The organism is Streptomyces sp. M-16 (assembly GCF_052114405.1).
In the GTDB taxonomy this organism is placed as follows: domain Bacteria; phylum Actinomycetota; class Actinomycetes; order Streptomycetales; family Streptomycetaceae; genus Streptomyces.
In genome coordinates this window covers 11,779-37,556 of sequence record NZ_JBFRER010000068.1, presented here as the reverse complement: position 1 = coordinate 37,556, position 25,778 = coordinate 11,779, and the positions used below count along the sequence as shown (strand labels likewise).

Sequence of the window (25,778 nt, the reverse complement as noted above, 5' to 3'; positions counted from 1 at the left end):
GCCCCCGCCGCGGCGGGGGGCCGACTGGATGTTCGGCGGGGTGTACGGGACGGTGCTCGCCAGTGCGCTGCTGGCCGCGCTGGATCACAAGGGCGGGGAGTTCACCCCCTTCTACGACGCCAGCTGGGTTCTGGTCACCGCCGCCACCGGCGCGCTCGCGCACGGGTACTCGCACCACATGAGCACCCACCAGACCGGCTCCCTCTGGCGCCGCTGGCGGGTGCTCTCCCGGGTCCTGTGGAACGAGTGGCCCATGATCGCGGCCACCCTGCCCACCGTGCTCCTGCTGCTGTTCACCGGGCTCGCGCACTGGGAGTCGTACGGGGTCACCGCCATCGGGCTCGGCCTGAACACCGCGCTGCTCTTCGGCTGGGGCGCCTTCGTGGCGATCCGGGTCGGCTACAGGCTCCGGTCCGCGCTGCTCATGGGCCTCGGGGACGCCACGATCGGCCTGGCCATCATCGTGGCCAACGCCCTCATCAAATGACGGCCGGCGGAGGCCGAAAGGCGGCGCGCCTAGCGCAGCTGCCCCTCCGCCTCCGCCAGGATCTCCGTCAGCCGCGCGCCGAACTCCGCGTCGCGCGGGTCCGGGACGCCGGTGCGGGCCGCGGCGAGCAGGGCGTCCAGGGCGCGGCCGTAGGCGCCCGGTACGTCGCTCCAGTCGGGCAGCGCGAAGACGCCCTCGGCCCCGCGCAGTTCCAGCCCCACCCCGGCGGCGGCGCGCGGCGCTCCCAGGCTGAGGACGGCGGTGCTGGCGGCGCCCGAGGCGTGCCGCAGGGACAGCTGGACCAGGTCGGAGGGGCCTCGGGCGGCGGTGACGGAGGTGACCTCGCCCAGGACCGGGATCAGTACGGACAGCGCGTGGGGGCCGACGTCCCACAGTCCTCCCTTGGCCTTGCGCCAGGGCGAGTCGGCGTAGGCGCCGGTCGCGCCGTCGGGCGGGAAGACCGCGCCGAGCCAGTGCGCGGAGGCGGTGAACCACCCGGTCCGGCCCGCCTGTTCGGCGACCCATCCGGCGGTGGGTTCGGCGAAGCGGAGGGTGAGGAAGACGACGGAGGCGACGCCGTGCCGGGTGGCGGCCTCGGCCACGGCGCGGGCGTCCCCGACGGTGGTGGCGACGGGCTTGTCGAGCAGCAGGTGGCAGCCGGCGGCGGCCGCGCGGACGGCGAGCGGGGCCTGGACGTCCGGGGGCAGGGCGAAGGCCGCGACGTCACAGTCCGCGAACAGCGCGTCGGGGTCTTCGTACACCTTCACGCCGTGCTCCCGGGCCAGCGCGGCCGCCGCTTCGGTGCGGCGGCCCCACACTCCGGCGAACTCGGAGCCGGCGTGGGCGGCGAGGGCGGGGGCCTGGGTGCGGCGGGCCCAGGGGCCGGTGCCCAGCAGCCCGACCCGGGGACGGGTTCGGCCGGAAACACCTTCGGGCCGCTCACCGGCGGAGTTCAAATCGTACGAAATGCTCACCCGCTCAGTCTGCCGCACCCGGACGGGCGTGCGGCCGCCGACCCGCACAACCCTCCCCACCTGGGGGGTAAACGCCGGTAACACGTGGTTCACACACGGGCAACGGATGAGAAATCGCCACGGGGCACGCTGCGGTCAACACCATGGCGATCCGCAGCACCGCAGAGTCAGGATGGGGCCCCGTGAGCTACAAGGCTGAGTACATCTGGATCGACGGCACCGAGCCGACGGCGAAGCTTCGCTCCAAGACCAGGATCCTGGCGGACGGCGAGGCGCTGCCGATCTGGGGCTTCGACGGGTCGAGCACCAACCAGGCCGAGGGCCACGCCTCCGACCGCGTGCTCCAGCCGGTGTTCTCCTGCCCGGACCCGATCCGCGGCGGCGCCCACGTCCTCGTCCTGTGCGAGGTGCTGAACATCGACATGACCCCGCACGAGTCGAACATGCGCGCACTGCTGCGCCCCGTCGCCGAGAAGTTCGCCGCGCAGGCGCCGGTCTTCGGCATCGAGCAGGAGTACACCTTCTTCGACGGGGCCCGCCCGCTCGGATTCCCCGTCAACGGCTTCCCGGCGGCGCAGGGCGGCTACTACTGCGGTGTCGGCTCGGACGAGATCTTCGGCCGGGACATCGTCGAGAAGCACCTCGACCACTGCCTGGCCGCGGGCCTGAGCATCTCCGGCATCAACGCCGAGGTCATGCCCGGCCAGTGGGAGTTCCAGGTCGGCCCGGTCGGCCCGCTGGAGGTCTCCGACCAGCTGTGGATCGCGCGCTGGCTGCTGTACCGCACCGCCGAGGACTTCAACGTGTCGGCGACGCTGAACCCGAAGCCGGTCAAGGGCGACTGGAACGGCGCGGGCGCCCACACCAACTTCTCGACGAAGGYGATGCGCGAGGACTACCGCGCGATCATCTGCGCGTGCGAGGCGCTGGGCGAGGGCAGCAAGCCGCTGGACCACGTCAAGAACTACGGCGCGGGCATCGACGAGCGCCTGACGGGCCTGCACGAGACCGCCCCGTGGAACGAGTTCAGCTACGGCGTCTCCGACCGCGGCGCGTCGGTCCGCATCCCGTGGCAGGTGGAGAAGGACGGCAAGGGCTACATCGAGGACCGCCGTCCGAACGCGAACGTGGACCCGTACGTGGTGACCCGCCTGATCACCGACACCTGCTGCACCGGCCTGGAGAAGGACGGCCTGGTCTGAGACCGGCCCCCCGGCCCGCCACCGGCCTCCCGGCCCCGCCACCGACGTCGCGGCGTCCGCCCTCCCCGGAGGACGGGCGCCGCGTTGTCGGTGGGGCCTGCAAGGGTGTGCGCATGCAGGCGATCAGAGTTCAGACCGAGTCCGGCACGCGCCACGACGACCCCGGCCCCGCGGCCCTGTCCGAGCTGGTGGGGCGCATCGGCGCGGACGGCGACCGCTTCCTCGTCGTCACCCGGATCCCCGACGACCCGGACGTCTACGCCCAGGTCTGGCACGAGGCCGGCGGCGACTACCAGGTGGAACACCGGGCCGGCGCCCCCGACCGGCACTTCCAGGCCTTCGTCGCGACGGCGGCCGAGGCGGCGCAGGTCATGTCCCGCTGGGTCCGGCAGGACGCGGACTGGGACCTCGGACCGGTCTGGGAGCGGCTGGAGTTCCCGGCGGACGAGCCGGACCCGCTCGACCCGGAGGTCGAGGAAGAGCTGACGGAGATCATCCGGGAGCAGCTGCGCTGCGGCTACGACGGCCGGGCCGAGCTCGTCGAGACCGCCGAGGAGAGCCTCGTCGAGGACGGGGTGCGGCCGGTGTCCCGGGCCCAGGCCGCGCTGCTCGTCGACCGGCTCTGGCGGGAGCGGGTCGCGGAGCAGGCCGGCTGGAGCGGCGAGACGGACCCCGAGCGGCTGGCGCGGGCCTTCGACGCGCTGGACGACGCCGGGATCACCGCGCGGGAGAACTTCACCTGCTGCCGCGGCTGCGGCCTCTCGGAGATCCGGGCGGAGGGCGAGCCGGACGCGCGGGGGTTCGTCTTCTTCCACAGCCAGTGCACCGAGGGCGCCGCGGCGGGCCACGACCTGTACCTGCTGTACGGGGGGTTCGAGGCCGACGAGGAAGTGACCGCCTCCGTGGGGCGGGAGGTGGTCGAGGCGCTCGACTCCGTGGGGCTGACGTGGGCGTGGGACGGATCCGCCCACGATGCGATACGGGTGACCGGCCTGGACTGGCGGAAGCGACTGGAGGGCTGACGGTATGTCGGGAATGTGATGTCCTTACGACATCTTGATTGCTGAATATGAGATTCCGCTCCACGAGGTGAGACGGGGCCTGCCCTGGGCCCCGTACATCTGCTTGAATGACACCCATGGCCAGCCACCCGCACTCCTCGACAGGTCGCAGCGACCTGGAGCCGTTCTGGCCGTCCCGTCAGGATCATGATTTCGACCGGGTGTGTTGCCGCGCGAAGAACGCGCCGGCCCTCTAACGCCTTCCGGGACCTTCCAGCAGACCCTCCCCGGGGCCTTCGGTCTGCGCGGTACGACAACGACGACGACTTGCGTACGTCTCCTGCCGACCACTCCGCGTGAAAGAGCTGACCACTCATGACGAACACCCGTTCCCTCGCTTCTGCCGCTTCCGCTGCGACCTCCGCTCCCCCGGCCTTCCCTCCCAGTCCGCGCCACCGACTGCGGTCGGTGGACCGGAACGAGGTGGCCCGGGTCGTGGACCTGCTCCCGCCCGGCGCCACCTGGCTGCCGGCGCCCCAGCACACCCTGCCGGCGCTGCCGGGCCAGCCGCCGATGGTCGGCTACCTGGTCCTCGTACCGGCCGACCAGCACCCGATCGCCTTCGCCCCGCAGTCCGTTCCCGCCCCCGCCGCTCCGGCCGGAGCCGCGTCCGCCTCCTCGGCGGTCGCCGGTGACGCGCTCGTGCGCATCGACCCGGCGCAGCGCACCGCCGAGGTCGACGGCGAGGTGCTGGACCTGACGTACCTGGAGTTCGAACTGCTGGCCCACCTGGTCGCGCACCCGCACCGGGTGCACAGCCGGGACCAGCTGGTGACCACGGTCTGGGGCTACGGCCACGTCGGCGACGGTCGGACGGTCGACGTCCACATCGCCCGGCTGCGCCGCAAGCTGGGCGCGGCGCACCGCGGCGCGATCCAGACCGTGCGCCGGGTGGGCTACAAGTACGCGCCCTGACCGGGGCTCCGGCCACGGCCCGACACGACGGCGGGCCCGTACTCGCGAGGGGGAGCACGGTCCCACCGGGCGTTGCCGGGGCCTTGAGCCCCGCGGGCCATCGGACCCGCGGGGCCCTCAGCCCCGCGGGTGCGTCAGCCCCGCGGCGCCGCGGCCGGGCGGCGGGCCGCCACGAAGCCGAGGACCACGTCGACCACGAGGAACGCGACCAGGCTGATCCCGAGCAGCGGGACGAACCAGCCGACGGCCGCCGTCACACAGGCGAACGGGAGCAGCGTGGTCACCGGCAGCTTCCGCCAGGCACCGCGGGCCTGCGCGCGGCCCACGGAGAGCCGGCGTTCCTTGGTGGGCCGGCGCATCCACCACATCCGGTAGCCCCACACCACGAGGAACATCACCGCGAGGGCGAGCGCGGCCAGGGCGATCTGGTTGGCGATCCCGAAGGTGAGGCCCATGTGGAGGTCGATGCCGAAGCGGGTCAGCTGGGCGAGGAGCGGGTAGTCGGCGAAGCGCAGTTCGTCCATGATCCGGCCGTCGGCGGGGTCCACCGCGACCGAGTCGAGGTGCACCGGCAGGGTCTTGTCGTTCTCCTTGACGACGTAGCCCTTGCCCTTGGCGGGCAGGGTGACGCGCAGGCTCTCGGTGACCCCGGCGGCCCGGGCGGCGGCCACCGCGCGGTCGATGCCGATGTCGGCGGTGGGCGGCGGCGGGGGCATCTCCATGCCCTCGGTCATGACGTGCCCGGCGTGCTCGTCGGAGCCGGCCGCGGCGCCCCCGGCGAGGGTGGCGGCCACGGAGGGGGTGGCCCCGCCGAGCCGGTCCTGGAGCTGCCCGATGTTCTCGCCCGCGTACTTCGACCAGGTCAGGCCGGTGGCGGAGAGGCCCACGAGGCCGATCGCAGCCCACAGTCCGACGGTTCCGTGCCAGGACAGGGTCTTGCGGCGGCCGGTGGCCTTGCGGTCGGGCAGGACGAGGTCGGCCCGGCGGGAGCGGCGACGGCCGATCCACAGCGCGAGTCCGCCCAGCGCGACCACCCACAGCCAGCTCGCGGCGAGCTCGCTGTAGTTACGGCCGAACTCGCCGAGCTGCAGGCTGGCGTGGAACTCGCTCAGCCAGGCGCGCAGCGGCAGCGCGTCACCGGCGGTGGTGAGCTGTCCGCGCACGTCGGCGGTGTACGGGTCGACGAAGACGGTGAGGGTCTCGCCCTCCTCCAGCCCCGGACGCTCCATGATCACCCGGGTGGTCGCGTCGGCCTCGGGCGCGGGCCAGACGCCGAGCACCTTGCCCTCGGGCACGGCGCCGCGGGCGGCCTTGACCTGGGTGCTGAGCGGTACGGAGGCCTCGCCGACGTGGGGCACCGTCAGCTCGTGGGAGTAGAGGATCTTCTCGGCCTGCCAGGACCCGGCGTACAGCAGGCCGGTGGTGGCGGCGAGGAACAGCAGCGGGGCTATCAGCAGGCCCGCGTAGAAGTGCATGCGCAGGAGCAGCGGGCGCAGGGCGGCCCAGCCGCCCCCGCCCGTGCGCCGCGCGGACGGGGCCGGGGCGTCTGCCGGGGCGTCGGCCGGGGCGTCTGCCGGGGTGTCGGCCGGGGCGTCGGGGTCCCGGGCGGGGACGCCCTGGAGCTCGTCGAGGGACATGTCGGTCCTAAGGGGTTGGCGAAGACATGGGTGGAGGGCCCCGGGTCTCGCCCACCTCGCCGAAGGAGGGTGCGCCGGTCAGGCGCGGGCAGGAAGGCCGGGGGCCGTGGTGCGGGTGATTCGCCACCCGGGCGGGCCCCGGCGGACCGCGGTGTGGGCGTGGACGGCCCCGCGCAGGCGGCGCGGCCGCTCGTACGGGGGACGGTGCGCGGGCGGCGCCGGTACGACGGCCACCCGGGTCCGGACCAGCGCGAGCGCGCGGGCCAGCGGCCGGGCCGCGTGCAGCGTGGCCGCGCCGAGGGCCCCGGCCAGCCGGAAGACGGCGGCCTCGCCCCGGGCCAGCCAGGCGGCGCAGAAGAGTCCGGCGAGCACGTGCGCGGCGATCATCCCGAGGCCGCCGTGCCCGGCCATCGCGGCCATGTGCGCCAGGTCGGCCGTCCCGGCGACGCCGTGGCCCGCCACGTCGGCCATGCCCGTCATCCCCGTCATCCCCGTCATGTCCGCCATGCCCGCCATCGCGTCGGCGGCCTGGCCGCCGGTCGCCGGGCCGGCCGTCGCGAGGCCGTCGGCAACGCCTCCGGCCAGGTCGGCCGCGGCGGCGGAGGCGTGCGTTCCCATGCCGGGCACGTGGTGGTGCCCCGGCATCGGCTCCGCACCCGTCACGGGCATGGGCATGGGCATGGGCATCCGCGATGCCGCCGGCCCCGCCGTGAGCGCGTCGCTCGCGGAGAACGCGAGGTGCAGCGCGCCCTGGACGGCGAGCAGCGCGGCACTGATCCCGGCCGGCCCGCAGCGCCGCCCGGTGGCCGGCCAGGCGAGCAGGGCGGTCACCACAAAGGCGCCCATAAGCCATTTGAACGGGATGAACCCCGCAGACATGGACGAATGCCCCAGCGCACCCAAGGCGACGCACACCGCCGCGAACATCGCGGCCCGCGTGGCGCGCAGCGGGGCGCCGGATCGGGAGGGAGGCATGTCCCGGTCATGCTCCCACGGGGCCCGGTGGCCGGCGCAACGGGGCCGTATCCGATCATGGTCGGGTGAAGCCACTGCCACGGTCATGGTCATCGCCGCTGGGCGCGCTCTACACGGGCGGGGTGCAGCTCGGTTCGCACGCCCTGGAACGGCTGGGTCCGGCGGAGCGGGAGCGGGTGCTGCGCGCCTGCTCGACGAACGTGGACAACCTCGACGCGGGACGCTGGGAGACCCTGCTGACCAGCGCCTGCGTGGTCGAGGAGCCGATGCCGCTGCCCTATGCCCTCCTGCTGCTCGCGGTACTGGGCTACGCGGAGTACGCGTACGGCGCCTGGTGGACGGCCGCCGTGTTCCTCTTCGGCCACACCGCCGCCACCCTCCTCGTCTACGGGGCACTGCGGCGCACCGCCGACCGCGAGACCCGCCGGGCCCTGGACGTGGGCGCGAGCTACGGGCTCAACGCCGTGCTCGGCGCCCTGACCTCGGCCCTGCCGCGCGGGGCCGTGCGCAACGTGGCGCGGGCCGGCCTGCTGGCGCTCGCCGTGCGGCCGGTGCTGCGGCGGGAGCGGACCTTCACCGACGCGGGGCACCTGGTGGCCCTGGGCATCGGGATCGGCGTCTCGGTCGCCGCCGATCGTCTTTCCGGATCGCGTCATCGGAAAATCGCCCTAACGTGAGCCGTATACGGCGACGGCCGTGATCCGCAGTGGATGACACGAGTCAGCCCTTCCCGATCCGTACCCCCGGCGATCCGCACCCGCGCGGGCCGCACACCGCACGACCCGTACCCCCGCACACCGCTGGAGCCGCCACGATGACCGCCACCCCCTCCACCACCGTCGCCAACCTCCGCGACCTCGGGGGCACCCCGCTCGCCGGCGGCCGCAGCGTCCGCCCGGGCCTCGTCCTGCGTTCGGGCGCCCTCGACCGGCTCGACCTCGACGCCGACCCGGCGGTGGCCGCGCTCGGGCTGCGCACGGTCATCGACCTCCGCAGCGACGCCGAGCGCGCCGACCACCCCGACCGGATACCGGAAGGGGCCCGGCTGCTGGTGCGCGACGTGCTCGCCGACAAGATGAACGAGGGCCGGATGCCCGCCGCCACCCAGCTCAAGGACCTCCTCGCCGACCCGGTGGTCGCCGAGGAGCACCTGGGCGGCGGCAAGGCGCAGGCCCTGTTCGGCTCGGTGTACCGCTCGTTCGTCTCCACCTCCTCCGCGCACGCCGCGTACCGCACGCTGCTCGCGGAGGCCGCCGACCCGCAGGCGGGTCCCCTGCTGTTCCACTGCACGGCGGGCAAGGACCGTACGGGCTGGGGCGCGACGGTGATCCTCGCGCTGCTCGGCGCCGACGGGGACACCCTGATGGCCGAATACCTGTCGGTGAACCCGGCGGTGAAGGCGGCCTTCGCCCCGATGATCGAGGGTTTCACGGCGGCGGGCGGGGACCCGGACATCGCGCTGGCGCTGATCGGGGTGTTCCCCTCCTACCTGGAGGCGGGGCTCGACGAGGTGCGCGTCCGGTACGGCTCGATGGAGAAGTACGTGCGCGAGGGGCTGGGCGTCGCGGACGAGACGGTCGAGGCGCTGCGCGCCAGGCTGATCGTCTGACGGGTCACCCCGTGGGCGCCCCGGTTCGTCCGAACGTGTGAGCTGGGGGCGGGTGACCATCCGACGATTCGCTCGTTCTGCTGAACGTGACTGCGCCGGATACCGCCACCCGCCCCCTGCCTCCCGACGTCGAGCAGGCCGAGGCCGCCATCGTCGAGCACTACCCACGGCTGGTGCGGCTCGCCTATCTGGTGCTGCCGCCCGCCTTCGGCCGCCACCGCCGGGTGCTCACCGCCCACGCCCTGACCCAGCGGGCCCTGCCGCGCGGGCGGCGCGGAGCCGGATCCGGCGAGGCGCGGGGCGGGGTCCCCGGCCCGCGCGGCGGGGCGGGCGGGGCCGAGTCGGGGTACGCGTACGTACGGCTGCGCGTGCTGCGCTCCGCCCTGGAGGCGGGGATCCCGCTGACGTTCCGTGCGTTCCCGCTGCGCGGGCAGTTGCCCTCACCGCTCCCCCGCGTGTGGGGGCTGCGCCTGTTCCCGCGGGCCGGCGGGGCCGAGGAGCTGGCCCTGGACCAGTGGCTGGCCACGCTCAACGGCCCCGGGCGGGCGGCCTGCGTGCTGCGGGCGCTGGAGGGGCTCACGGAGGCGGACGTGCTCCGGGTGCTCGCCGAGGCCGGGGTCGCCGATCCCGGGGCGGCCGTCGCGGAATCAGGGGATCCGGCGCACGACTCCCTGTTCACCTCCCCCGAGTTCGACCCGTGCGTGCTCCAGGCCCGGCCCACCGACCTGTTGCGCCGGCGCCGGTTCGCGCGGGCCTCGCTGGCCGGGGCGGCCGCCCTCGCGGTGTGCGGGGCGCTGCTCGCGCTGCCGGGCGGCGGCTGGGGCTCGGACGGGCCCGCCGCCCCGCCGTACGCGCGCAACGCGGCGGCGGAACAGGCCCTGGATCCGGGGCGGCTGGTGCGGGTCGCGCCCGCCGCGTGGCGCACGTCCTCCCGTACGGACTTCTCCGCCTGGCCCGCGCGCGGCGACCGCGCCGAGGACACGGAGCTGCTGCGCCGGGCGCTGGCGGTATGGGCCCGGCCCGGCGGGGCGGTGGTGGTCTCGGCCACCCCGGGCACCCCGTCGGGGCCGCCGATGGGCCCGCCGCAGCTGCTGTTCGCGGGCGTCGTCGACCAGGCCGTGGTGGTCCTGCTGTACGACGGGCTGCGCGTGGTCCGCTACGCCGAGCCGCGCTCCGGGACGGCGGGCGCGGCCCTGGACTTCGCCCGGACGGACGGGGCGTCGGCGGACACGGCGACGGGGCTGGTGCTCAGCCGGGTCGACAACAACGTCCGCTACCTGACGGCCCCCTGGGTCACCGGGGCCGCGCTGCGCGACCTCCTCAAGCCCGCCGAGGCCCCGACGGCGCTGAAGCTCACCCCGGAGGGGATCACCCCGCCGGTGCTGGGGCCCGCGCCGGGCGGGAGCTGTACGAGCTGGAACGCGCTGTCGCTGACCGGGGACGGTGCGACCCGGCTGGTGACGGACCTGGGCGAGCTGACCCCGGCCCGGCTGACCTCGGGTGCCCCGGGTGCGGCGCGCGACGTCACGGAGGCCGCGGAGCTGGGCGAGTGGGCGCGGATCGCGTGCCTGCTGCCCTCGGTGCGCTCGCACGGGGTGCGTACGGTCAACGCCTGGACGTACGCGAAGCAGCCGCTGCCCGAGGGCGACGGGGCGGCCATCTGGCTGTGCACCCGGGCGGAGACCTGGCAGGGCACGGCCGACCGGGTGCAGGCGCAGTTCCTGGCGCCGGGCGCGCCGCTCGCGGCCCAGGCGGCCAAGGCGGAGGGCTCGGCGGCGTGCGGGCCGCGGGAGCCGCGGGTGCTGGCCGGGGTGCTGTGGAAGTCCCGGGCGGGCCAGTGGTACGTCCTGGCGGCGGGCAGCGCGCAGTTCGCGTCACTGTCGGTGTCCGGTGGCGGGGTGAGCGGGTCGGCGAACGGCAACCGGCTGGCCGTGAAGGCGCAGGAGGGCGCGCAGGTGGACCTGTCGGGGAAGCTGACGGACGGCACGAAGGCGGGGGTGCTCCGCTAGGCGGCGGGGCACCTCGTATTCGTGGCGCCCGAGGGGTTTTCCTCTCCCGTACCCATCAGTACATTGACGCCATGTCTAATAGGCCGCCCGCTCCCGTCCCCGTGACGACGGAACACACGGACCTCCACGCGCGGAACGTGTCCTTCTCCTGGGAGGACACCCCGCTCCACTGGCTGCCCGGCGACCCCTTCGCCGGGCACACCATCAACGTGCTGCACCTGCTGCTGCCCGCCGGTGAACGCTGGTTCGTGCACGTCTACAAGCAGGTGCTCCCGTACATCACGGACGAGCGGCTGCGCGCGGACGTCATCGGCTTCATCGGGCAGGAGGCGATGCACGCCACCGCGCACGACGACGTCCTCCCCCACCTGAGGCGCCTCGGCCTGGACCCCACCCCGTACACCGCCCAGGTGGACTGGCTGTTCGAGAAGCTGCTCGGCGACCGGACCCTGCCGCCGGGCCGGGCCCGCGAGTGGTGGCTGATGGAACGGGTCGCGATGATCGCGGCCATCGAGCACTACACGGCGTTCCTGGGCGACTGGGTCCTCAACGCCGGGGAACTCGACCGCCGGGGCGCGGACCCGATGATGCTGGACCTGCTGCGCTGGCACGGCGCGGAGGAGGTCGAGCACCGCTCGGTGGCCTTCGACCTCTTCATGCACGTGGACGGCAACTACCACCGCCGGGCCCGGACCTGGGCCACCGCCTTCACCGCCCTGGTCTTCCTCTGGCAGCGCGGCGCCCGCTTCTTCATGGAGAACGACCCCTCGCTGCCCGCCGCGAAGGCCTCCCTCGGCCAGTTCCTCCGGGCCGGCCGGCAGGGGGTGCTGCCTTCCGCGGGGGCGATGCTGAAGTCGATCCCGACCTACCTCTCCCGCGCCTACCACCCTTCTCAGGAGGGCTCCACGGCCCAGGCCGTGGCCTACCTGGCCGCCTCTCCCGGCGCGAACGGCGGGGTGCGGCCGTGAAGCGGACCCTCGCCGTGACGGCGCTGGCGGGTGCCGCCGTACTGACCCGGCGGGCGCTGCGCGCACGGATAGGCCGTTCCCCGCTGTGGCCGCTCCCCGCACTGGAGACCCCGGTGTCGGGCCACTCCCCGCGCCGGCTGCTGCGGGCCCGCGTCACCTCCCGCGGCGAACCGGCCGACGGGGTGGTGCTGCTGACGCTGGAGTCGGCCTCGGCGACGGACCCGCTGCCGGCCTGGACCCCGGGCGCCCACGTCGACCTCGTCCTGCCCTCGGGGCTGGTGCGCCAGTACTCGCTGTGCGGGGACCCGGCCGACGCCGGGCGGTACACCATCGCGGTCCGGCTCGTCGAGGACGGCCGCGGGGGCTCGCGCGAGGCGCACGCCCGGCTGATGGAGGGGACGGTGCTGGAACTGCGGCCACCGCGCGACCGGTTCGCACTGCTCCCCGCCCCGTCCTACGCGTTCGTCGCCGGCGGCATCGGGATCACCCCGATCCTGCCCATGCTCCGCGCGGCCACCGCGGCGGGCGCCGACTGGACCCTGCTGTACGGGGGGCGGTCGCGCGCCACGATGCCGTTCCTGCCCGAACTCGCCGCGTACGGGGACCGGGTCACGATCGCGCCGCAGGACGAGACGGGCCTGCCCGACCTGGGCGCGCTCGCCCGCACGGCGCCGGGCACCCTGGTCTACTGCTGCGGGCCCGAACCGCTGATGCGGGCCGTCACGGAGGCCGCCGCCGACCCCTCGGCGGTGCACCTGGAGCGGTTCGCCCCGGCGGCGTCCGGCCCGGCGCGGCCCTTCACCGTGGAACTGCGCCGCTCGGGCGCCACGGTCGAGGTCGCGGCCGGCGAATCCGCCCTGACGGCGGTGCGCCGGGCCCTGCCCGCCACCCCGTACTCCTGCGAGCAGGGTTTCTGCGGAACGTGCCGACACCGGGTCCTGGAAGGGGAGGTGGAGCACCGCGACGGACTCCTCACCGACGCGGAGCGCGCGGACTCGATGCTGCTGTGCGTCTCGCGGGCGGCGGGCGGCCGGCTGGCCCTGGACCTGTAGCGACGGCGCCGGGGACTCCCCGCCCGCGGGGAGAAGTAGGGTGTCGGCATGACAACCGGGGTGCGACGCAGAATGGGTGTCGAGGAGCGGCGGCAGCAGCTGATCGGGGTCGCCCTGGAGCTGTTCAGCAACCGGTCGCCCGACGATGTGTCGATCGACGAGATCGCGGCGGCCGCCGGGATATCGCGGCCGCTCGTCTACCACTACTTCCCCGGCAAACTGAGCCTGTACGAGGCCGCGCTGCGGCGGGCCGCCGACGAGCTGGCCGATCGGTTCCGCGAGCCCCACGAGGGCCCGTTGGGGGCGCGGCTGCTGCGGGTGATGGGCCGGTTCTTCGCGTTCGTCGACGACCACGGGCCCGGCTTCTCGGCACTGATGCGCGGCGGTCCCGCGGTCGGCAGCAGCAGGACCAACGCGATGATCGACGAGGTGCGGCAGGCGGCGTACGAGCAGATCCTCAGCCACCTCGGCATCGTGGCGCCGCCCGCGCGGCTGGAGCTCGTGGTGCGGTCCTGGGTGTCGCTGGCCGAGTCGACGGCGCTGATCTGGCTGGACGGCCGCCGGATCCCGCGGGCCGAGCTGGAGCTGCAGCTGGTGCACGACTTCGCGGCGCTGGCCGCCGTGAGCGCCGCGTACGACGCGGAGATGGCCGGCATCCTCGTACGGATCCTGGCCGACGAGCCGGCCGACGGGCCCTTCGGTGAGCTGGTGGGACGGCTGGCCGGGCTGGTGCCGGGGCCTCCCGCGGGCGGGTGAGAGCCGGGTCCCGGAGGCGATAATACCCGCGTGATCATTGACGACGGGATCTTGTTCCGGCAGGCCGGGGAGAAGGACGCCGGCACGCTGGTGAAGCTGTACGACCAGGCGGCCCGGTGGATGCGCAAGCAGGGGATCGACCAGTGGAAGCCGGGCGACAAGGACACCGCGCACTTCCGCGCCGTGATGCGCGACGGCGAGGTGTGGCTCGCCGAGGACGCCGACGGCCGGGTCGTGGGCGCGTACGAGCTGTGGTGGTCGGACGAGGACGCCTGGGGCGTCCAGCCGCCGGTGGCGGGCTACGTGCACCGGCTGATGGTGGAGCGGGAGACCGCTCCCCCGGGAACCGGACTGCGGATCCTCGATCACGCGGAGCGGCGGATCGCCCGGACCGGGCGGGAGCGGGCGCGCCTGGACTGCGTGTCCAGCAACCCGCGGCTGCTGGCGTACTACCAGGGCGCGGGCTACCGGGTCGTCGGTGAGTTCCCCTCGAAACAGGGCAAGGACGGCCGGGTGTACGGGGTGGTCCTGCTGGAGCTCCGGCTCGACGTCTGAGGCACAACCGGTCCCGCGGGCGCAACGGTCCGGCGTGCGCCATGCTCCGTCCCCTCTCGGCCGCAGGGCCCGCAACCGGTATCGGCGGGCTCCGGGGCGCCGGTAGAGATGGTCCCGACCAGTCGGTACCAGGAGGGGAACACCATGAGGAATTCCATGAGCAGGGCCGCCGGGGTCTTACTGGGCGTCACGCTGGCGGGGGTGCTGGGGGCCACGGGGGTGGCCACCGCCCAGGCGCAGCCGGCCGCGCCCGCCCCGGCTCCTTCGGCGGCGGCTCCGGCCTCGGCCGTCGAGGCGCCCGCGTCGGTGATCGCGGACGTGCAGGCGGCGGCCGCCCGGCAGAAGTCGCTGGCCCCGGCCGCCCGTAAGGTCTGTTACGCCGCCCACGTCGAGGGCATCGGATGGCAGGGCGCGGTGTGCGACGGCGCGGTCGCCGGGACCACCGGGCAGAGCCGCCGGATGGAGGCGGCGGTGATCGCGACCAGCGGCACGGGCGGTGTCTGTGCCAACGCCCACCTGGCGGAAATCGGGTGGCAGGGCTGGGCGTGCGCCGCCGACGGCAAGGCGGTGACGGTCGGCACCACCGGCCAGTCGCGGCGCATGGAGGCGCTGGGCCTCCAGGTCGGCAACGGCAGCGTGGCCGCGCAGGCGCACGTGGCGGACTACGGCTGGCTGAACGCGGCCGGCGGGAACCCGGTCTACGTGGGCACCACCGGCCAGTCGCGGCGGATGGAAGCCGTCCGCATCTGGGTCTGACCCTGAGGGGGGCGGGCGGGACGGTGCCGGACCGCGGCCGGCACCGTCCCGTCCCGCCCTGCGGTCAGGACCTCTTGAAGACGGCGACCGTCCGCGCCGGGGCGGTGAACGCTCCCGTCCCCGCGTCGTACCCGGACCGCTTCACCACCGGGTCGGAGCCGCCCGCCTGGAGCGGGTGCAGCGCGTAGCGGGTGCCGGCGAGGGCCGGGACGCGCTGGGTCTGCTCGTCCGGGGTGGCGTTGAAGACCACGACGAGGTCGCCGAGGGTCATGGTGATCACGCCGGGGGTCTCCTCGGGGCCCGACAGCGGGAAGCCCAGCCGCTCCTGGACGGCGGCGGACGTGGTCAGGGCGAAGGCCGGTTCCGTCGTCCGTACGCGCAGCAGGTCGCGGTAGGCGGCCGAGGCCCCGTCGATGTCGGCGCAGCCGGGGACGGCCGCGGTGAGCAGGGGTTTCGCGTAGGGCCACTTGGCGCGGTTGTCGGCGGCGGGCGGCAGGCCGCGGCCGAAGCCGTTGCCGGCCCGGCAGTCCCAGTGGACGGCGTTGAACCAGTCGCCGCTGTCGAAGGAGTTGCGGTCCAGGGACTTCGAGCGGAGCAGGTCGCTGCCGGCCTGGGAGAGGGCCGGGCCCTGGGAGAGGGCGGCCGTGGCCATGGCGAGGACCTGTGCGCGGGCCCGGTCGGCGGTGGACGTCCCCGCCGGGAGTTTGTAGGCCAGCGCGTCGTGGAGGGATTCGTTGTCGTGGGCGTCCACATAGGCGAGGGCGTCGCCGGGGGCGGCCGCGTAGCCGGCGGGGGCGCCGTTGTAGTCGACGTCGGAGCCCTTGACCCGGCGGCCGGTGGAGTCCGTGAAGACGTACGGGGCCAGGTTGCCGGAGAGCCCGATCTTGATCAGGTCCTGGTCGTGCAGGAGGCGGGCGCGCTGCTCGGCGGGGGTGCCGTTCGCCAGGGACCCGTTGGGGGCGGTGAACAGTCCGGACGCGAAGCCCTGGACGCGCGGGTCCTCGTCGAAGGGGCCGCCGCCGCGCACGGCGTCGCGGGCGCGGTCGGAGAAGGTGGCGATGCCGGTGCCGGCCATGTTCTTCTGCGTGGCCTGGACGAAGCGGGCGTCGTCGGCGACCTCCCCGAAGTTCCAGYCCTCCCCGTAGAGGACGATCTTCTTCCCGTCGACCCCGTCCTTGGCGGGCGTGAGCTCGTCGAGGGCCTTGCGGACGGCCAGGATGTTCGCCTTCGGGTGGTGGCCCATCAGATCGAAACGGAAGCCGTCGACCTTGTACTGCCTGGCCCAGGTGACGACCGAGTCGACGACCAGGCGGCCCATCATGGCGTTCTCGGGGGCGGTGTTGGAGCAGCAGGTGGAGCTGGCGACGCTGCCGTCCGCGAGGAGGCGCTGGTAGTAGCCGGGCACGATGCGGTCGAGGACGGAGCGGTCCGCCTGGCCGGCGGCCGCGGTGTGGTTGTAGACCACGTCCATGACGGTGCGCAGTCCGGCGCCGTTCAGGCCCTGGACCATCCTGCGGAACTCGACCGTGCGGGCGGTGCCGTCGGGGTCGCTCGCGTAGGAGCCTTCGGGGACGGTGTAGTGCAGCGGGTCGTACCCCCAGTTGTAGGCGTCCTTCGCCGCGGCGGCGCTCACGCAGGCCTGCTGGGCCTCGGAGTCGGGTGCGTACACCTTGAGGTCGCAGGCGGGCGGGGTGCGGTCCCCGGCCCGTTCCGGGACGGTGGCGAAGTCGAAGACGGGCAGGAGGTGGACGTAGGAGGTGCCGGAGGCGGCCAGCTCCTTCAGGTGCCGCATGCCGGCCGACTGCGCGTCGGTGAAGGCCAGGTACTGGCCGGGGTGCTGGGAGGTGGGGTCCTCGGCGGAGAAGTCGCGGACGTGCAGCTCCTGGATCTGGGCCGAGGTGAAGGGCACCGGTGCGGGCTTGCGCAGGTCGCGCCAGCCGGGCGGGGCGAGCTTCGGGTCGGCCAGGTCCACGACCAGGCTGCGGGCGGAGTCGGCGGTCAGGGCGGTGGAGTAGGGGTCGGTGACGAGGTTGCGGACGGTCTGGCGGGTGGACGGCGCCCACACGGTGACGGCGTAGCGGTAGGGCTTGCCGGTCCAGGAGCGTTCGCCGCGCACCGACCAGGCGCCGGTGGCGTCGTCGCGGCGCATGGGGACGGTGCGGCCGTCGAGTTCGAGGGAGACCTGCCGGGCGGTGGGGGCCCAGACGGAAAGGGTGGGGCGGCCGTCCTTGAAGACGGGGCCCAGCGGGGTGTTCGCCGCGTTCGCCGCGTAGAGGTCGTCGAGGACGCCGGCGAGCTGGACGCCGGTGGCGGCGAGGACGGCTCCGTTCGCGGCGCGGGCGCTCGCGACGAGCTGCCCGCGCAGGGCTTCGCGGACCCGGCCGCGGTCGCGGGGGTCGACGGTGAAGGCGGTGTACGGGGCGAGGTGCGGGAACTTCTGCTTCTGCGCGGGGGTGAGTTCGGCCCGGTCCAGGCGCAGCCATGCGGCGCCGCCCTCAAGGAGGACGCCGGCGTCCGTGGTGATCCGGCCCTCCGGGGAGGCGAGGAGCTGGGTGGAGGCGGCGGCCGCGGGGGCGTTCCAGGCGAGGGTGTCGCGGTCGATCCAGACGGCTTCGGCCTTGGTGAGGTCGAGGGCGGCGGCGGATCCGGCGGGCTGCGGGAGCAGGTAGGGGGCGCGGCCGCCGAGCATCCACACCTCGTGGCCGGTGGCCTTGAGGTCGAGGGACTGGTCGGTGGGGAGGTCCTTCTCGTCGCCCTTGTGGAGGATGTAGCTCAGGCTGGTGGCGCCGGGGGCGAGGGGGACCTCGTAGACCGCGCCGTAGGAGTCGGTGCGGGTGGGGAGCAGCGGCTTGGACCAGTCGGTGGGGGTGGCGGCGCCGGTCCACACGTGCAGGCCCCAGCCGTCGTGGGCGCCGTCGGGGCGCTGGTAGTGCAGGACGGCCTTGGCCTGGTCCTGCGGCGGGTAGGCGGGGCGGTCGGTGCGGACGGCCTCCTTGCCCTGTTCGAGCCAGATCTCCCCGGTCTTCGTCACGTCGACCGTCCGGTCGGCGGCGACGTCCTTGGTGCCGTCCTTGTCGATGACGAGGTAGCCGAGGGAGGAGGCGCCGGGCTTGAGACGGACGTGGGCGAAGGCGCCGTAGGCGTCGCGGCCGGTGAAGTCGTGCCCGGCGGGCCAGGTCGTGGCCTCGCCGTCGGCGAGGTCGCCCCACGCGTAGAGGCGCCAGTTCGTGTAGTCGCCGTCGGGGCGGTGGTAGTGGACGACCGCGTAGTCGCGCTGCGTGGCGGTGGGGACCGGGGCGGGCGGGACCTGGCCGGAGACGGATCCGGCGAGGGCGCTCGCGGTGCGGCCGGAGGCGTCGACGACGACGGCCTTGTAGCGCAGGGGGGTTCCGGCCGGCGCGGTGACCTGCTGGGTGACCTTGTACGGGGCGTGGTCGGCGGAGCCGAGGACCTGCCACGGGCCGGTGCCGGTCTGGGCGGCGAAGACGACCCGGTTCAGGCCGCCGCCGGTGACGTCGGCGGAGAGTTCGACGGTGCCGGTGGCGCCGGCGGCCGGGGCCTTGAGCGTCAGGGCGGGCCGGGTGGCGGGGGCGGCGAGGGGCGCGGTGCCCTGGAGGACCACCGAGCCGAGGGCGGGGACGGTGACGGTGAGCTTTCCGGCGGCCGAGGAGCGGGGCTGCGCGGTGCCGCCGTACAGGGTGCGGTACTGGGCGCCGGCCGGGGCGTCGAGTTCGACGGTCCGCGCCTCGGCGGCGTTGTTGGCGGCGACCAGGTACTCGGTACGGCTGCGGGTGTCGGTGCGGGCGAAGGCGTAGACGGAGCCGTCGGAGAGGCGTTCGCTCTGGACGCCGTCCCGCAGGGCCGGGTGGTCCTTCGTCAGCTTCGAGAGAGCACTGATCTGCCGGTAGAGCGGGTGTCCCGGATCGTAGGCGTCGCTCGCGTGCGTGCGCGCCGTCCCGAGCTGGTCGTCGTCCAGGTAGTCGGCGATGCGGGTGGCGAACAGCGGCTGGCGGGCGTCCTTGTCACCGCCGGAGCCGGTGAAGCCCTGCTCGTCACCGGAGTAGACCACCGGGTTGCCCCGGGAGAGGAACATCAGCTCGTTGGCGAGCCGGTAGCGGTCCAGCAGTTCCTGCTCCCCCGCCCCCGGCCGGTCCTGCTTCAGGAAGGTCCCGAAGCGGCCCATGTCGTGGTTGCCGAGGAAGGTGACCTGCTCGTAGGCGTTCGCCTTGTCCGTGGTGTACCGGTAGTCGTCGGCCAGTACGGAGCCCAGCCGCGGGGCCGCCGCGCCCTGGGAGGCGTACGCGCGGATCGCGTCCTGGAGCGGGAAGTCGAGCGTGGCGTCGAGGCGCCCCCGCGTCACGTACGGGGAGGTGACGGCGGTGTCGGCGGAGTAGACCTCGCCGAACATGAAGAAGTTCTTCCGGCCGTGCCGGGCGGCGTACTTGTCGAGGGCGGTGGCCCACTTCGTCCAGAAGGGGGTGTCGACGTGCTTGACGGTGTCGATGCGGAAGCCGTCGACGGCGAAGTCCTTGACCCACTTCTCGTAGATCTTCTCCATCCCTTCGACGACCTCGGGGCGCTCGGTCCACAGGTCGTCGAGGCCGGAGAAGTCGCCCTGCCCGGAGGATTCCCCGGCGAAGGTGGAGTCGCCCCGGTTGTGGTACATCGCCGGGTCGTTGAGCCAGGCGGGCACCTTGAGGTCCTTCTTCGCCTCGGGCACGAAGGGGGTGCGGGGGAAGGTGCCGGGGCCGGTCTTGGGGAAGCCCTTGCCGGCCCCTCCCCCCTCGGTCGCGGTGGAGTCGTCGAAGGGCACCCCGTCCTTCGTCAGGTACGGGAAGGCCCCCTTCGACAGGTAGTCGTGGGAGCCCTCCCGGTAGTCGACGACGTCGGCGGTGTGGTTGGTGATGACGTCGAAGAAGACCTTCATCCCCTTGCGGTGCGCCGTGTCGATGAGCCGCGTCAGATCGGCGTTGGTGCCGAAGTGCGGGTCGACCTGGGTGAAGTCGGTGATCCAGTAGCCGTGGTAGCCGGCGGACTCGTCCTTGCCGGTGCCCTGGACGGGCTGGTTCTTGAAGATCGGCGCCATCCAGATCGCGGTGGTGCCGAGCCCCTTGATGTAGTCGAGCCGGTCGGTGAGTCCCTTGAGGTCCCCGCCCTGGTAGAAGCCCTTGTCCGTGGGGTCCAGGCCGGTCTGCGAACGGCTGCCGGTCAGACCGCCCCGGTCGTTGCCCGGGTCGCCGTTCGCGAAGCGGTCCGGGAGCACGAAGTAGAACTGCTCGCGGGTGAGGTCGTGCCGGGCCGGCTCGGCGGCCAGTTTCGCGTCCGGGGGCGGGGCCGGCGCCCGGTCGGCGGCGACCGCCGTCGCGGGGAGGGCGGGCAGGAGCGTCACGGCCAGCGCGGCGGCGAGCGCTCCTGCGGCGGGGCGTATCAAGGCGGGTCTCCTCGGGTACGGGGCGGGTGGGCCGGGTGGCGGGTCAGTCGCGCCAGGTGTCGGTCAGCGTGACCGTGCCGTTGGCCGGGACGGTGGCGGCGCGGTTGGCTCCGCTCTCCCAGGTGACGTTCCCGGCGGCGTCCTTGCGGACGTACTTGTAGGCGAAGGCGGTCCCGGCGGGGAGGGCGGCGTCGAGCTTCCAGACGGGGTAGGCGGCGGAGGAGAGCCTGAGGGCGGCGCCGGTGTTCCAGTTGCCGAGCTCGGGGCGGTCGCCGGTGACGTAGACGTCCTGGCCGGGCACGGTGGTGGCGTTGACGGCGAACGAGGCGCCGGCGGCCGGGGCCGCGCAGGTACGGGCGTCCACGTGCAGGGCGAGGGCGGTGCCCGCGCCGAGGGTGGCGGTGAACCGGCCACCGGAGTCCACGCTCACCGGACGGCCGCTCTGCACGTCGCAGTAGGAGCCGGCGGGGAGGGAGGTCTGGAAGGTGCGGGTGAGGGGGGCCGTCTCGTGGTTGATCGCCACGTAGGCCTTGGCGCCGCGGCCGAAGGCGATCTGGTCGCCGCCGTTGTCCCACCAGTCGGTGACGGCCTGGCCGCGGGCCGCGTTGCGGAAGGCGACCATGGAGGAGATCTCGCGCCAGGCGTGCTGGCACTTCCAGCCGTCGGTGTAACAGGCGTTCACGGTGCCGCCGTTGGGGGGTCCGGCGTCCCGGTCGGTCCACTCGTAGCCGGAGTGGACGTCGGGCGAGCCGTAGGGCCAGGCCAGCATGAAGACGTTGGCCAGGGTGTAGTCGGACCCGTTCTTGTAGTTGAGGGTGTCGCCGCCGCGCTCGGTGTCGTGGTTGTCGACGAAGACCCCGGCCTGGCCGCCCGGCATGTAGCCCCAGGCCTCCCCGAAGTTCTTCAGGTAGGCGAGGTTCTCGCTCTGGAACACCCGCTTGAGGTCACGGGCGTAGCGGAACTCCTGCACGTCCCCGTTGCCCAGGTACTCGGTGGGCTGGACGGCTTCCCCGGCCCCGTAGATCGCCTCCTGCTTCCAGTAGGCGCCCGGGTTGGTCAGCCGGGACTTGATGGCGGCCAGGTCGGCGGCGGGCATGTGCTTGGCGGCGTCGATCCGGAAGCCGTCCACGCCCAGGGAGAGCAGGTCGTTGAGGTAGCCGGCGATCCGTCCGCGTACGTGGTCCTCACCGGTGTCGAGGTCCGCGAGCTGCACCAGCTCGCAGTTCTGGACGTCGGCCCGGTTGCGGTAGTCGGAGATCGTCGCCCGGCAGTCGTCCATGTCGGCGACGGAGTAGAGGCCGGGGTAGTCGTACTTCGTATACGGGGAACCCCCGGTCCCCACACCGTCGTTGGCGGCCATGTGGTTGATGACGGAGTCGGCGACCACCTTCACGCCGGCGGCGTGGCAGGCGTCGACCATCCGCTGGAAGGCGGCCCGGTCCCCGAGCCGTCCGGCGATCTTGTAGCTGACGGGCTGGTACGAGGTCCACCACTGGGGCCCCTGGATGTGCTCCTGGGGCGGCGACACCTGGACGTAGCCGTACCCGGCGGGCCCGAGGGTGCTGGTGCAGGCGGCGGCGACGGAGTCGAACCGCCACTCGAACAGCACGGCGGTGACGTCCTTCCCGCCGGGCGGCGCCGCCTGCGCCTGCGGGGCCTGGGCGGTGAGGGTGGCGGCGGTGAGGGCGATTCCGGCGACCAGGCTCCTGGGAACCCTGCGGGCTCTGCGGGCTCTGCGGGCTCTTGCGGTGCGGGGCATGGGGGCCTCCTGGCGGAGAGGTGGGGGATTGCCGCTGACCGTAGGGGCCGCCCAGGCGTGTTGCAAGAGCTTGCGCAAGAGATTGCAGAATTGTTTCCGGGTCCGCTCCCCCGGCCCTGCCCGTCAGCCGGCGAACCCCGGCACCACCAGACCGGACTCGTACGCGATCACGACCGCGTGGGTCCGGTTCTGCGCGCCGAGCTTGGTGAGCACGTTCCCGACGTGCGTCTTCACCGTCTCCAGGCTCACCGTGAGCGACTGGGCGATCTCCGGGTTGGACAGGCCGGTCGCCATCAGCCGCAGCACCCCTTCCTCACGGACCGTCAGCGCCGCCTTCGGCAACGCCTCGGCGGAGCCGCGCGGGCGGGCGGCGACCATCCGGCCCAGCGCCGCCGGGAAGAGGACCGCCTCGCCCGCGGCGACCACCCGTACCGCTTCGGCGATCTGCCGGACCGGGAGCCGCTTGAGGACGAACCCGCTGGCCCCGGCGCCGAGCGCGGCGGTGACGTAGCCGTCGTTCTCGAAGGTGGTGATCACCACGACCTTCGGCGGTTCCTCCGGCCCGGCCAGCAGCAGCCGGGTGGCCTCGATCCCGTTGCGGCGCGGCATCCGCACGTCCATCAGGACCACGTCGGGCCGCAGGAGCCGGGCCTGTTCGACCGCCTCGACCCCGTCGGCGGCCTCCCCGGCCACCGCGATCCCCGGCTGTGCCGCGAGCAGCGTGCACAGACCGCTGCGGGTCACCTCGTCGTCGTCGGCGATCAGGAGGGTGACGGGGGCCGGACTCCCGTCGGCGCCGCTCACGCCGCCGCCCGGACCGGCAGCCGGACCGCCAGCCGCCACTGCCCCGGACCGTCCGGGCCCGCCTCGATCTCACCGTGCAACAGCCGTACGCGCTCGGTCAGGCCGGGCAGACCGTGCCCCGACGTGGGGAAGGAGCCCCGGGCCGGCCCGGTCCGGTTGACCACGCCGATCTCCAGCGCGGCCGGCGTGAGCGCCACCCGGACCTCCACCGGCCCGGCCGCCCCGTGCCGCAACGCGTTGGTCAGGGCCTCCTGCAGAATCCGGTACGCCGCCCGGGAGAGCGCCCCGCGCACCCCCGCCAGATCGCCGGACAGGTCCGGCTCCACCACCGCGCCCGCGTGCCGCAACCGGTCCAGGAGCTCGGGCAGGTCGGCGAGGGTCCGGGTCGGCGCCGTCTGCGCCTCCTCCTCGCGCAGCACGCCCAGTACGTGGTCCAGGTCCTCCAACGCGGCCCGCGCCGACTCCTCGATGCTGCGCAGGGCGGCCCGCGCCGCCGCAGGGTCGGCGGACATCACCTCGCCCGCGACCGCCGCCTGGATGGTGGTGGCGGTCAGCGTGTGACCGATCGAGTCGTGCAACTCGCGGGCCAGCCGGTTGCGTTCGGCCAGCCGCAGTTCCCGCTCGGCCGCCAGCGCGAGCCTCTCGGCCGCCGACGGCCCCAGCAGCCTCGGCGCCAGCCACCGCAGGGCACCGGCCACCGCCGCGCACCCGGCCGCCGCCAGCAGCAGGCAGAGGAACGCCGCCGCCCCGCCGCCCCAGTCGCCGCCCGCCACGCGTACCGTCCGGCCGAACAGGCTCAGCCCCGCCTCCGCACGGAACCAGCCCACCGGAAGGGTCAGCCCGGCGAACAGCAGCATCCCGCTCACCAGCGCCCCCGTCCACCCCAGCGCCACGTGCAGCAGCAGCCAGAGTGGGGTCCGCCAGCGGTCGGGACGGCCCGGGCCCGCGGCCACCGGATCCGGCAACGGGACCCCCAGCAGCCTGCGGGCGCCCACGATCAGCATCCGCCGCGTGGTGCGGGCCAGCCCCGCCGCGCCGATCAGCGCGGCCCAGACCACCAGGGCCAGGGCGGTCCCCACCGGCCCCGGAGCCAGCGCCCAGGTGACGGCGATGAGGGGCGGGAGCGCAAGGCCCGACAGCAGGCCGCCGTAGGCGAAGAGCGCACCCGTGTACGTGGAGCCGCGCAGCAGCGGCCGGATTGCTTTGATCATGATCTGCCAGTATGGCCAGCCGGTTCCCCACCGGCCTCCCCCGATCGGGGGAACTCCTCCTCCCGCGTTGCCGCGATGCGCACCCGCCGCCCGGCGGGCCAGGATCGGCGTCCACCCCGCAGACCAGGAGACCCCTCATGCGAACCGGACGAACGACACCCCTCCTCGCGGCAGGCATCGCAGCGGCGGCCTTCCTCTCCACGCTCACCCCCGCGGCGGCCTCCTCCACCCCGGCTCCGCTCCGGTGGCAGCGCTGCGGCGCGCCGGCCCCCGCGGCCCTGCAGTGCGCGACGCTCACGGTGCCGCTGGACTACGCCGATCCCGGCGGCAGGAAGATCGACATCGCGGTGTCCCGCCTGAGGGCGAGCCACCCGGAGGAACGCCGGGGCGTCCTCCTGCTCAACCCCGGCGGCCCCGGCGGACCGGGCCTGAACCTGCCCGTCGACCCGGCGGTGGACCTCTCCGAGGAAGTGCGGAGCCGCTACGACCTCATCGGCTTCGACCCGAGGGGCGTCGGGCGGAGCTCTCCCGTCGGCTGCGGTCTGACCGCGGACGAGCAGGACCACGAACGCCCGCACCGGGCCGAGACGTTCGCGAAGGACGTGGAGTGGGCCCGTACGGTGGCCGACAAGTGCCGGGCGAAGGCGGGTGACACCCTCCGCCACCTCACCACCCGCAACACCGCACGCGACATGGACGCCGTCCGGGCCGCACTCGGCGAGCGGAAGATCTCCTACCTCGGGTTCTCCTACGGCACCTACCTCGGCGCCGTCTACGCACAGATGTTCCCCCGACGCACCGACCGGTTCGTGCTGGACAGCGCGGCCGACCCCACACGGGTCTGGCAGGGCATGTTCCAGGGGATGGCCGAGGGGGCCGACGCCGCCTTCGCCCGCTGGAGCGAATGGACCGCCCTGCGGCACACGACGTACGGCCTGGGCAGCACGCCCGCCGAGGTCCGCAGGACCTTCTGGGACCTGGTCGCGCGGGCCGACCGCGAGCCCGTCGACTCCGCCGGCACACCCCTCACCGGCGACGGCATCCGCGCGCAGCACGCCAGGTTCGCCCACGTCGAGAAGGCGGCCGAATGGATCGCCGCCCTGAAGGCGGCGGCCCCCTCGACAGCGGCCCCCGCCACCCGGGAGGTCCCCCCGGACAACGACACGGCGAGCGCCTGGGCCGTCCTGTGCGGCGACAGCCGCACATGGCCGCACGATCCCGAGCGGTACCGCCTCGACGCGGTCCGCGACAAGGCCCGCCATCCCCTCTACGGCGACTTCGCGTCCAACATCAAGCCGTGCGCCTTCTGGGGGCAGGGCAGCGAACCCCCGACGACGGTGGACAACGAGGCCGGCGCCCTGATCCTGCAGAACGAGTGGGACCCCAGCACCCCCCTGCCCGGCGCCCTCGCCATGCACCGCGCCCTGCACGGCTCCCGGATGGTCACCGTCGCCGGGGGCGAGGGACACATCGTCAACGGCACCAACCCCTGCGCGACCCGCGCACTCACCGCCTACCTGACCACGGGCACCCTCCCGCCCCACGACCTGACCTGCGAAACCCCGCCCACCCCGGCACCGAACCCGCCCCGGAAGCCCTGATGCGACCGAGGCCGCC

Annotated in this window: 20 protein-coding genes; 13 read left to right on the top strand and 7 right to left on the bottom strand. The window is 74.1% G+C overall.

Features of this window, described 5'->3' with window-relative positions; all coding sequences use genetic code 11:
* On the top strand, positions 1–487 hold a 487-nt coding region (locus tag AB4039_RS27005; RefSeq protein WP_442272016.1), incomplete at its 5' end, for a hypothetical protein.
* Between the two features lie 29 nt (positions 488–516).
* On the opposite strand, the gene AB4039_RS27000 is transcribed toward AB4039_RS27005, so the two are convergent.
* The gene (locus AB4039_RS27000) at positions 517–1,443 is read right to left on the bottom strand and encodes a Gfo/Idh/MocA family protein (protein WP_442272017.1); all 927 of its coding nucleotides are present in this window, start codon (positions 1,441–1,443) and stop codon (positions 517–519) included.
* Positions 1,444–1,643: 200 nt separating this feature from the next.
* On the opposite strand from AB4039_RS27000, the gene glnII reads away from it, so the two are divergent.
* From glnII to AB4039_RS26985, 3 genes are all read left to right on the top strand, one after another.
* Complete coding sequence (glnII, locus tag AB4039_RS26995; protein ID WP_442272015.1) at positions 1,644–2,663, top strand: glutamine synthetase; 1,020 nt, start codon at positions 1,644–1,646, stop codon at positions 2,661–2,663.
* A 113-nt stretch (positions 2,664–2,776) separates the two neighbouring features.
* Complete coding sequence (locus AB4039_RS26990; protein WP_266838680.1) at positions 2,777–3,685, top strand: DUF6891 domain-containing protein; 909 nt, start codon at positions 2,777–2,779, stop codon at positions 3,683–3,685.
* 354 nt (positions 3,686–4,039) lie between these two features.
* Positions 4,040–4,639: a winged helix-turn-helix domain-containing protein gene (locus tag AB4039_RS26985; protein ID WP_266838681.1), complete on the top strand. Its 600-nt coding sequence runs from the start codon at positions 4,040–4,042 to the stop codon at positions 4,637–4,639.
* Between the two features lie 134 nt (positions 4,640–4,773).
* On the opposite strand, the gene AB4039_RS26980 is transcribed toward AB4039_RS26985, so the two are convergent.
* Both AB4039_RS26980 and AB4039_RS26975 read right to left on the bottom strand, forming a co-directional pair.
* On the bottom strand, positions 4,774–6,276 hold the full coding sequence (locus tag AB4039_RS26980) for a PepSY-associated TM helix domain-containing protein (RefSeq protein ID WP_442272014.1): 1,503 nt from the start codon (positions 6,274–6,276) through the stop codon (positions 4,774–4,776).
* Positions 6,277–6,354: 78 nt separating this feature from the next.
* Entirely contained in the window at positions 6,355–7,251 is an 897-nt protein-coding gene (locus AB4039_RS26975; protein ID WP_442272013.1) for a hypothetical protein, read from the bottom strand.
* A gap of 65 nt (positions 7,252–7,316) precedes the next feature.
* Here AB4039_RS26975 and AB4039_RS26970 point away from each other — a divergent pair, with 65 nt between their 5' ends.
* The 8 genes from AB4039_RS26970 (at position 7,317) to AB4039_RS26935 (ending at position 14,956) form a co-directional block, all read left to right on the top strand.
* Positions 7,317–7,928, top strand: coding sequence for a rhomboid-like protein (locus AB4039_RS26970; RefSeq protein ID WP_266838684.1), 612 nt, complete (start codon positions 7,317–7,319; stop codon positions 7,926–7,928).
* A 137-nt stretch (positions 7,929–8,065) separates the two neighbouring features.
* Positions 8,066–8,860, top strand: coding sequence for a tyrosine-protein phosphatase (locus AB4039_RS26965; protein ID WP_266838685.1), 795 nt, complete (start codon positions 8,066–8,068; stop codon positions 8,858–8,860).
* Positions 8,861–8,946: 86 nt separating this feature from the next.
* Complete coding sequence (locus AB4039_RS26960) at positions 8,947–10,869, top strand: hypothetical protein (RefSeq protein ID WP_442272012.1); 1,923 nt, start codon at positions 8,947–8,949, stop codon at positions 10,867–10,869.
* 71 nt (positions 10,870–10,940) lie between these two features.
* Positions 10,941–11,837 carry a metal-dependent hydrolase gene (locus tag AB4039_RS26955; RefSeq protein ID WP_442272011.1) on the top strand — a complete coding sequence of 299 codons (897 nt, stop codon included), beginning with the start codon at positions 10,941–10,943 and terminating at the stop codon, positions 11,835–11,837.
* Positions 11,834–12,889, top strand: coding sequence for a PDR/VanB family oxidoreductase (locus tag AB4039_RS26950; protein ID WP_266838688.1), 1,056 nt, complete (start codon positions 11,834–11,836; stop codon positions 12,887–12,889). The genes AB4039_RS26955 and AB4039_RS26950 overlap by 4 nt, the downstream gene beginning before the upstream one ends.
* A 48-nt stretch (positions 12,890–12,937) precedes the next feature.
* Positions 12,938–13,645: a TetR/AcrR family transcriptional regulator gene (locus AB4039_RS26945; RefSeq protein ID WP_266838689.1), complete on the top strand. Its 708-nt coding sequence runs from the start codon at positions 12,938–12,940 to the stop codon at positions 13,643–13,645.
* 30 nt (positions 13,646–13,675) lie between these two features.
* Positions 13,676–14,200: a GNAT family N-acetyltransferase gene (locus AB4039_RS26940; RefSeq protein WP_266838690.1), complete on the top strand. Its 525-nt coding sequence runs from the start codon at positions 13,676–13,678 to the stop codon at positions 14,198–14,200.
* A 144-nt stretch (positions 14,201–14,344) separates the two neighbouring features.
* A complete protein-coding gene (locus AB4039_RS26935; RefSeq protein ID WP_442272010.1) occupies positions 14,345–14,956 on the top strand; it encodes a hypothetical protein in 612 nt (203 codons plus the stop codon).
* Between the two features lie 64 nt (positions 14,957–15,020).
* Here the strand turns inward: AB4039_RS26935 and pulA are convergent, their stop codons facing one another.
* The 4 genes from pulA to AB4039_RS26915 all read right to left on the bottom strand — a co-directional run bounded on the left by pulA (position 15,021) and on the right by AB4039_RS26915 (position 24,161).
* Positions 15,021–20,387, bottom strand: coding sequence for a pullulanase-type alpha-1,6-glucosidase (gene pulA, locus AB4039_RS26930; protein WP_442272009.1), 5,367 nt, complete (start codon positions 20,385–20,387; stop codon positions 15,021–15,023).
* A 43-nt stretch (positions 20,388–20,430) separates the two neighbouring features.
* Positions 20,431–22,146: a carbohydrate-binding module family 20 domain-containing protein gene (locus AB4039_RS26925; RefSeq protein ID WP_442272008.1), complete on the bottom strand. Its 1,716-nt coding sequence runs from the start codon at positions 22,144–22,146 to the stop codon at positions 20,431–20,433.
* 123 nt (positions 22,147–22,269) lie between these two features.
* Positions 22,270–22,950, bottom strand: a complete 681-nt coding sequence (locus AB4039_RS26920; RefSeq protein WP_266838694.1) for a response regulator transcription factor — start codon at positions 22,948–22,950, stop codon at positions 22,270–22,272.
* Positions 22,947–24,161: a histidine kinase gene (locus AB4039_RS26915; RefSeq protein WP_266838695.1), complete on the bottom strand. Its 1,215-nt coding sequence runs from the start codon at positions 24,159–24,161 to the stop codon at positions 22,947–22,949. Before AB4039_RS26915 ends, AB4039_RS26920 begins: the two co-directional genes overlap by 4 nt.
* A gap of 137 nt (positions 24,162–24,298) precedes the next feature.
* Between AB4039_RS26915 and AB4039_RS26910 the strand changes: the two genes are divergently transcribed.
* Complete coding sequence (locus AB4039_RS26910; RefSeq protein WP_442272007.1) at positions 24,299–25,762, top strand: alpha/beta hydrolase; 1,464 nt, start codon at positions 24,299–24,301, stop codon at positions 25,760–25,762.
* The last annotated feature ends 16 nt before the right edge of the window (positions 25,763–25,778 follow it).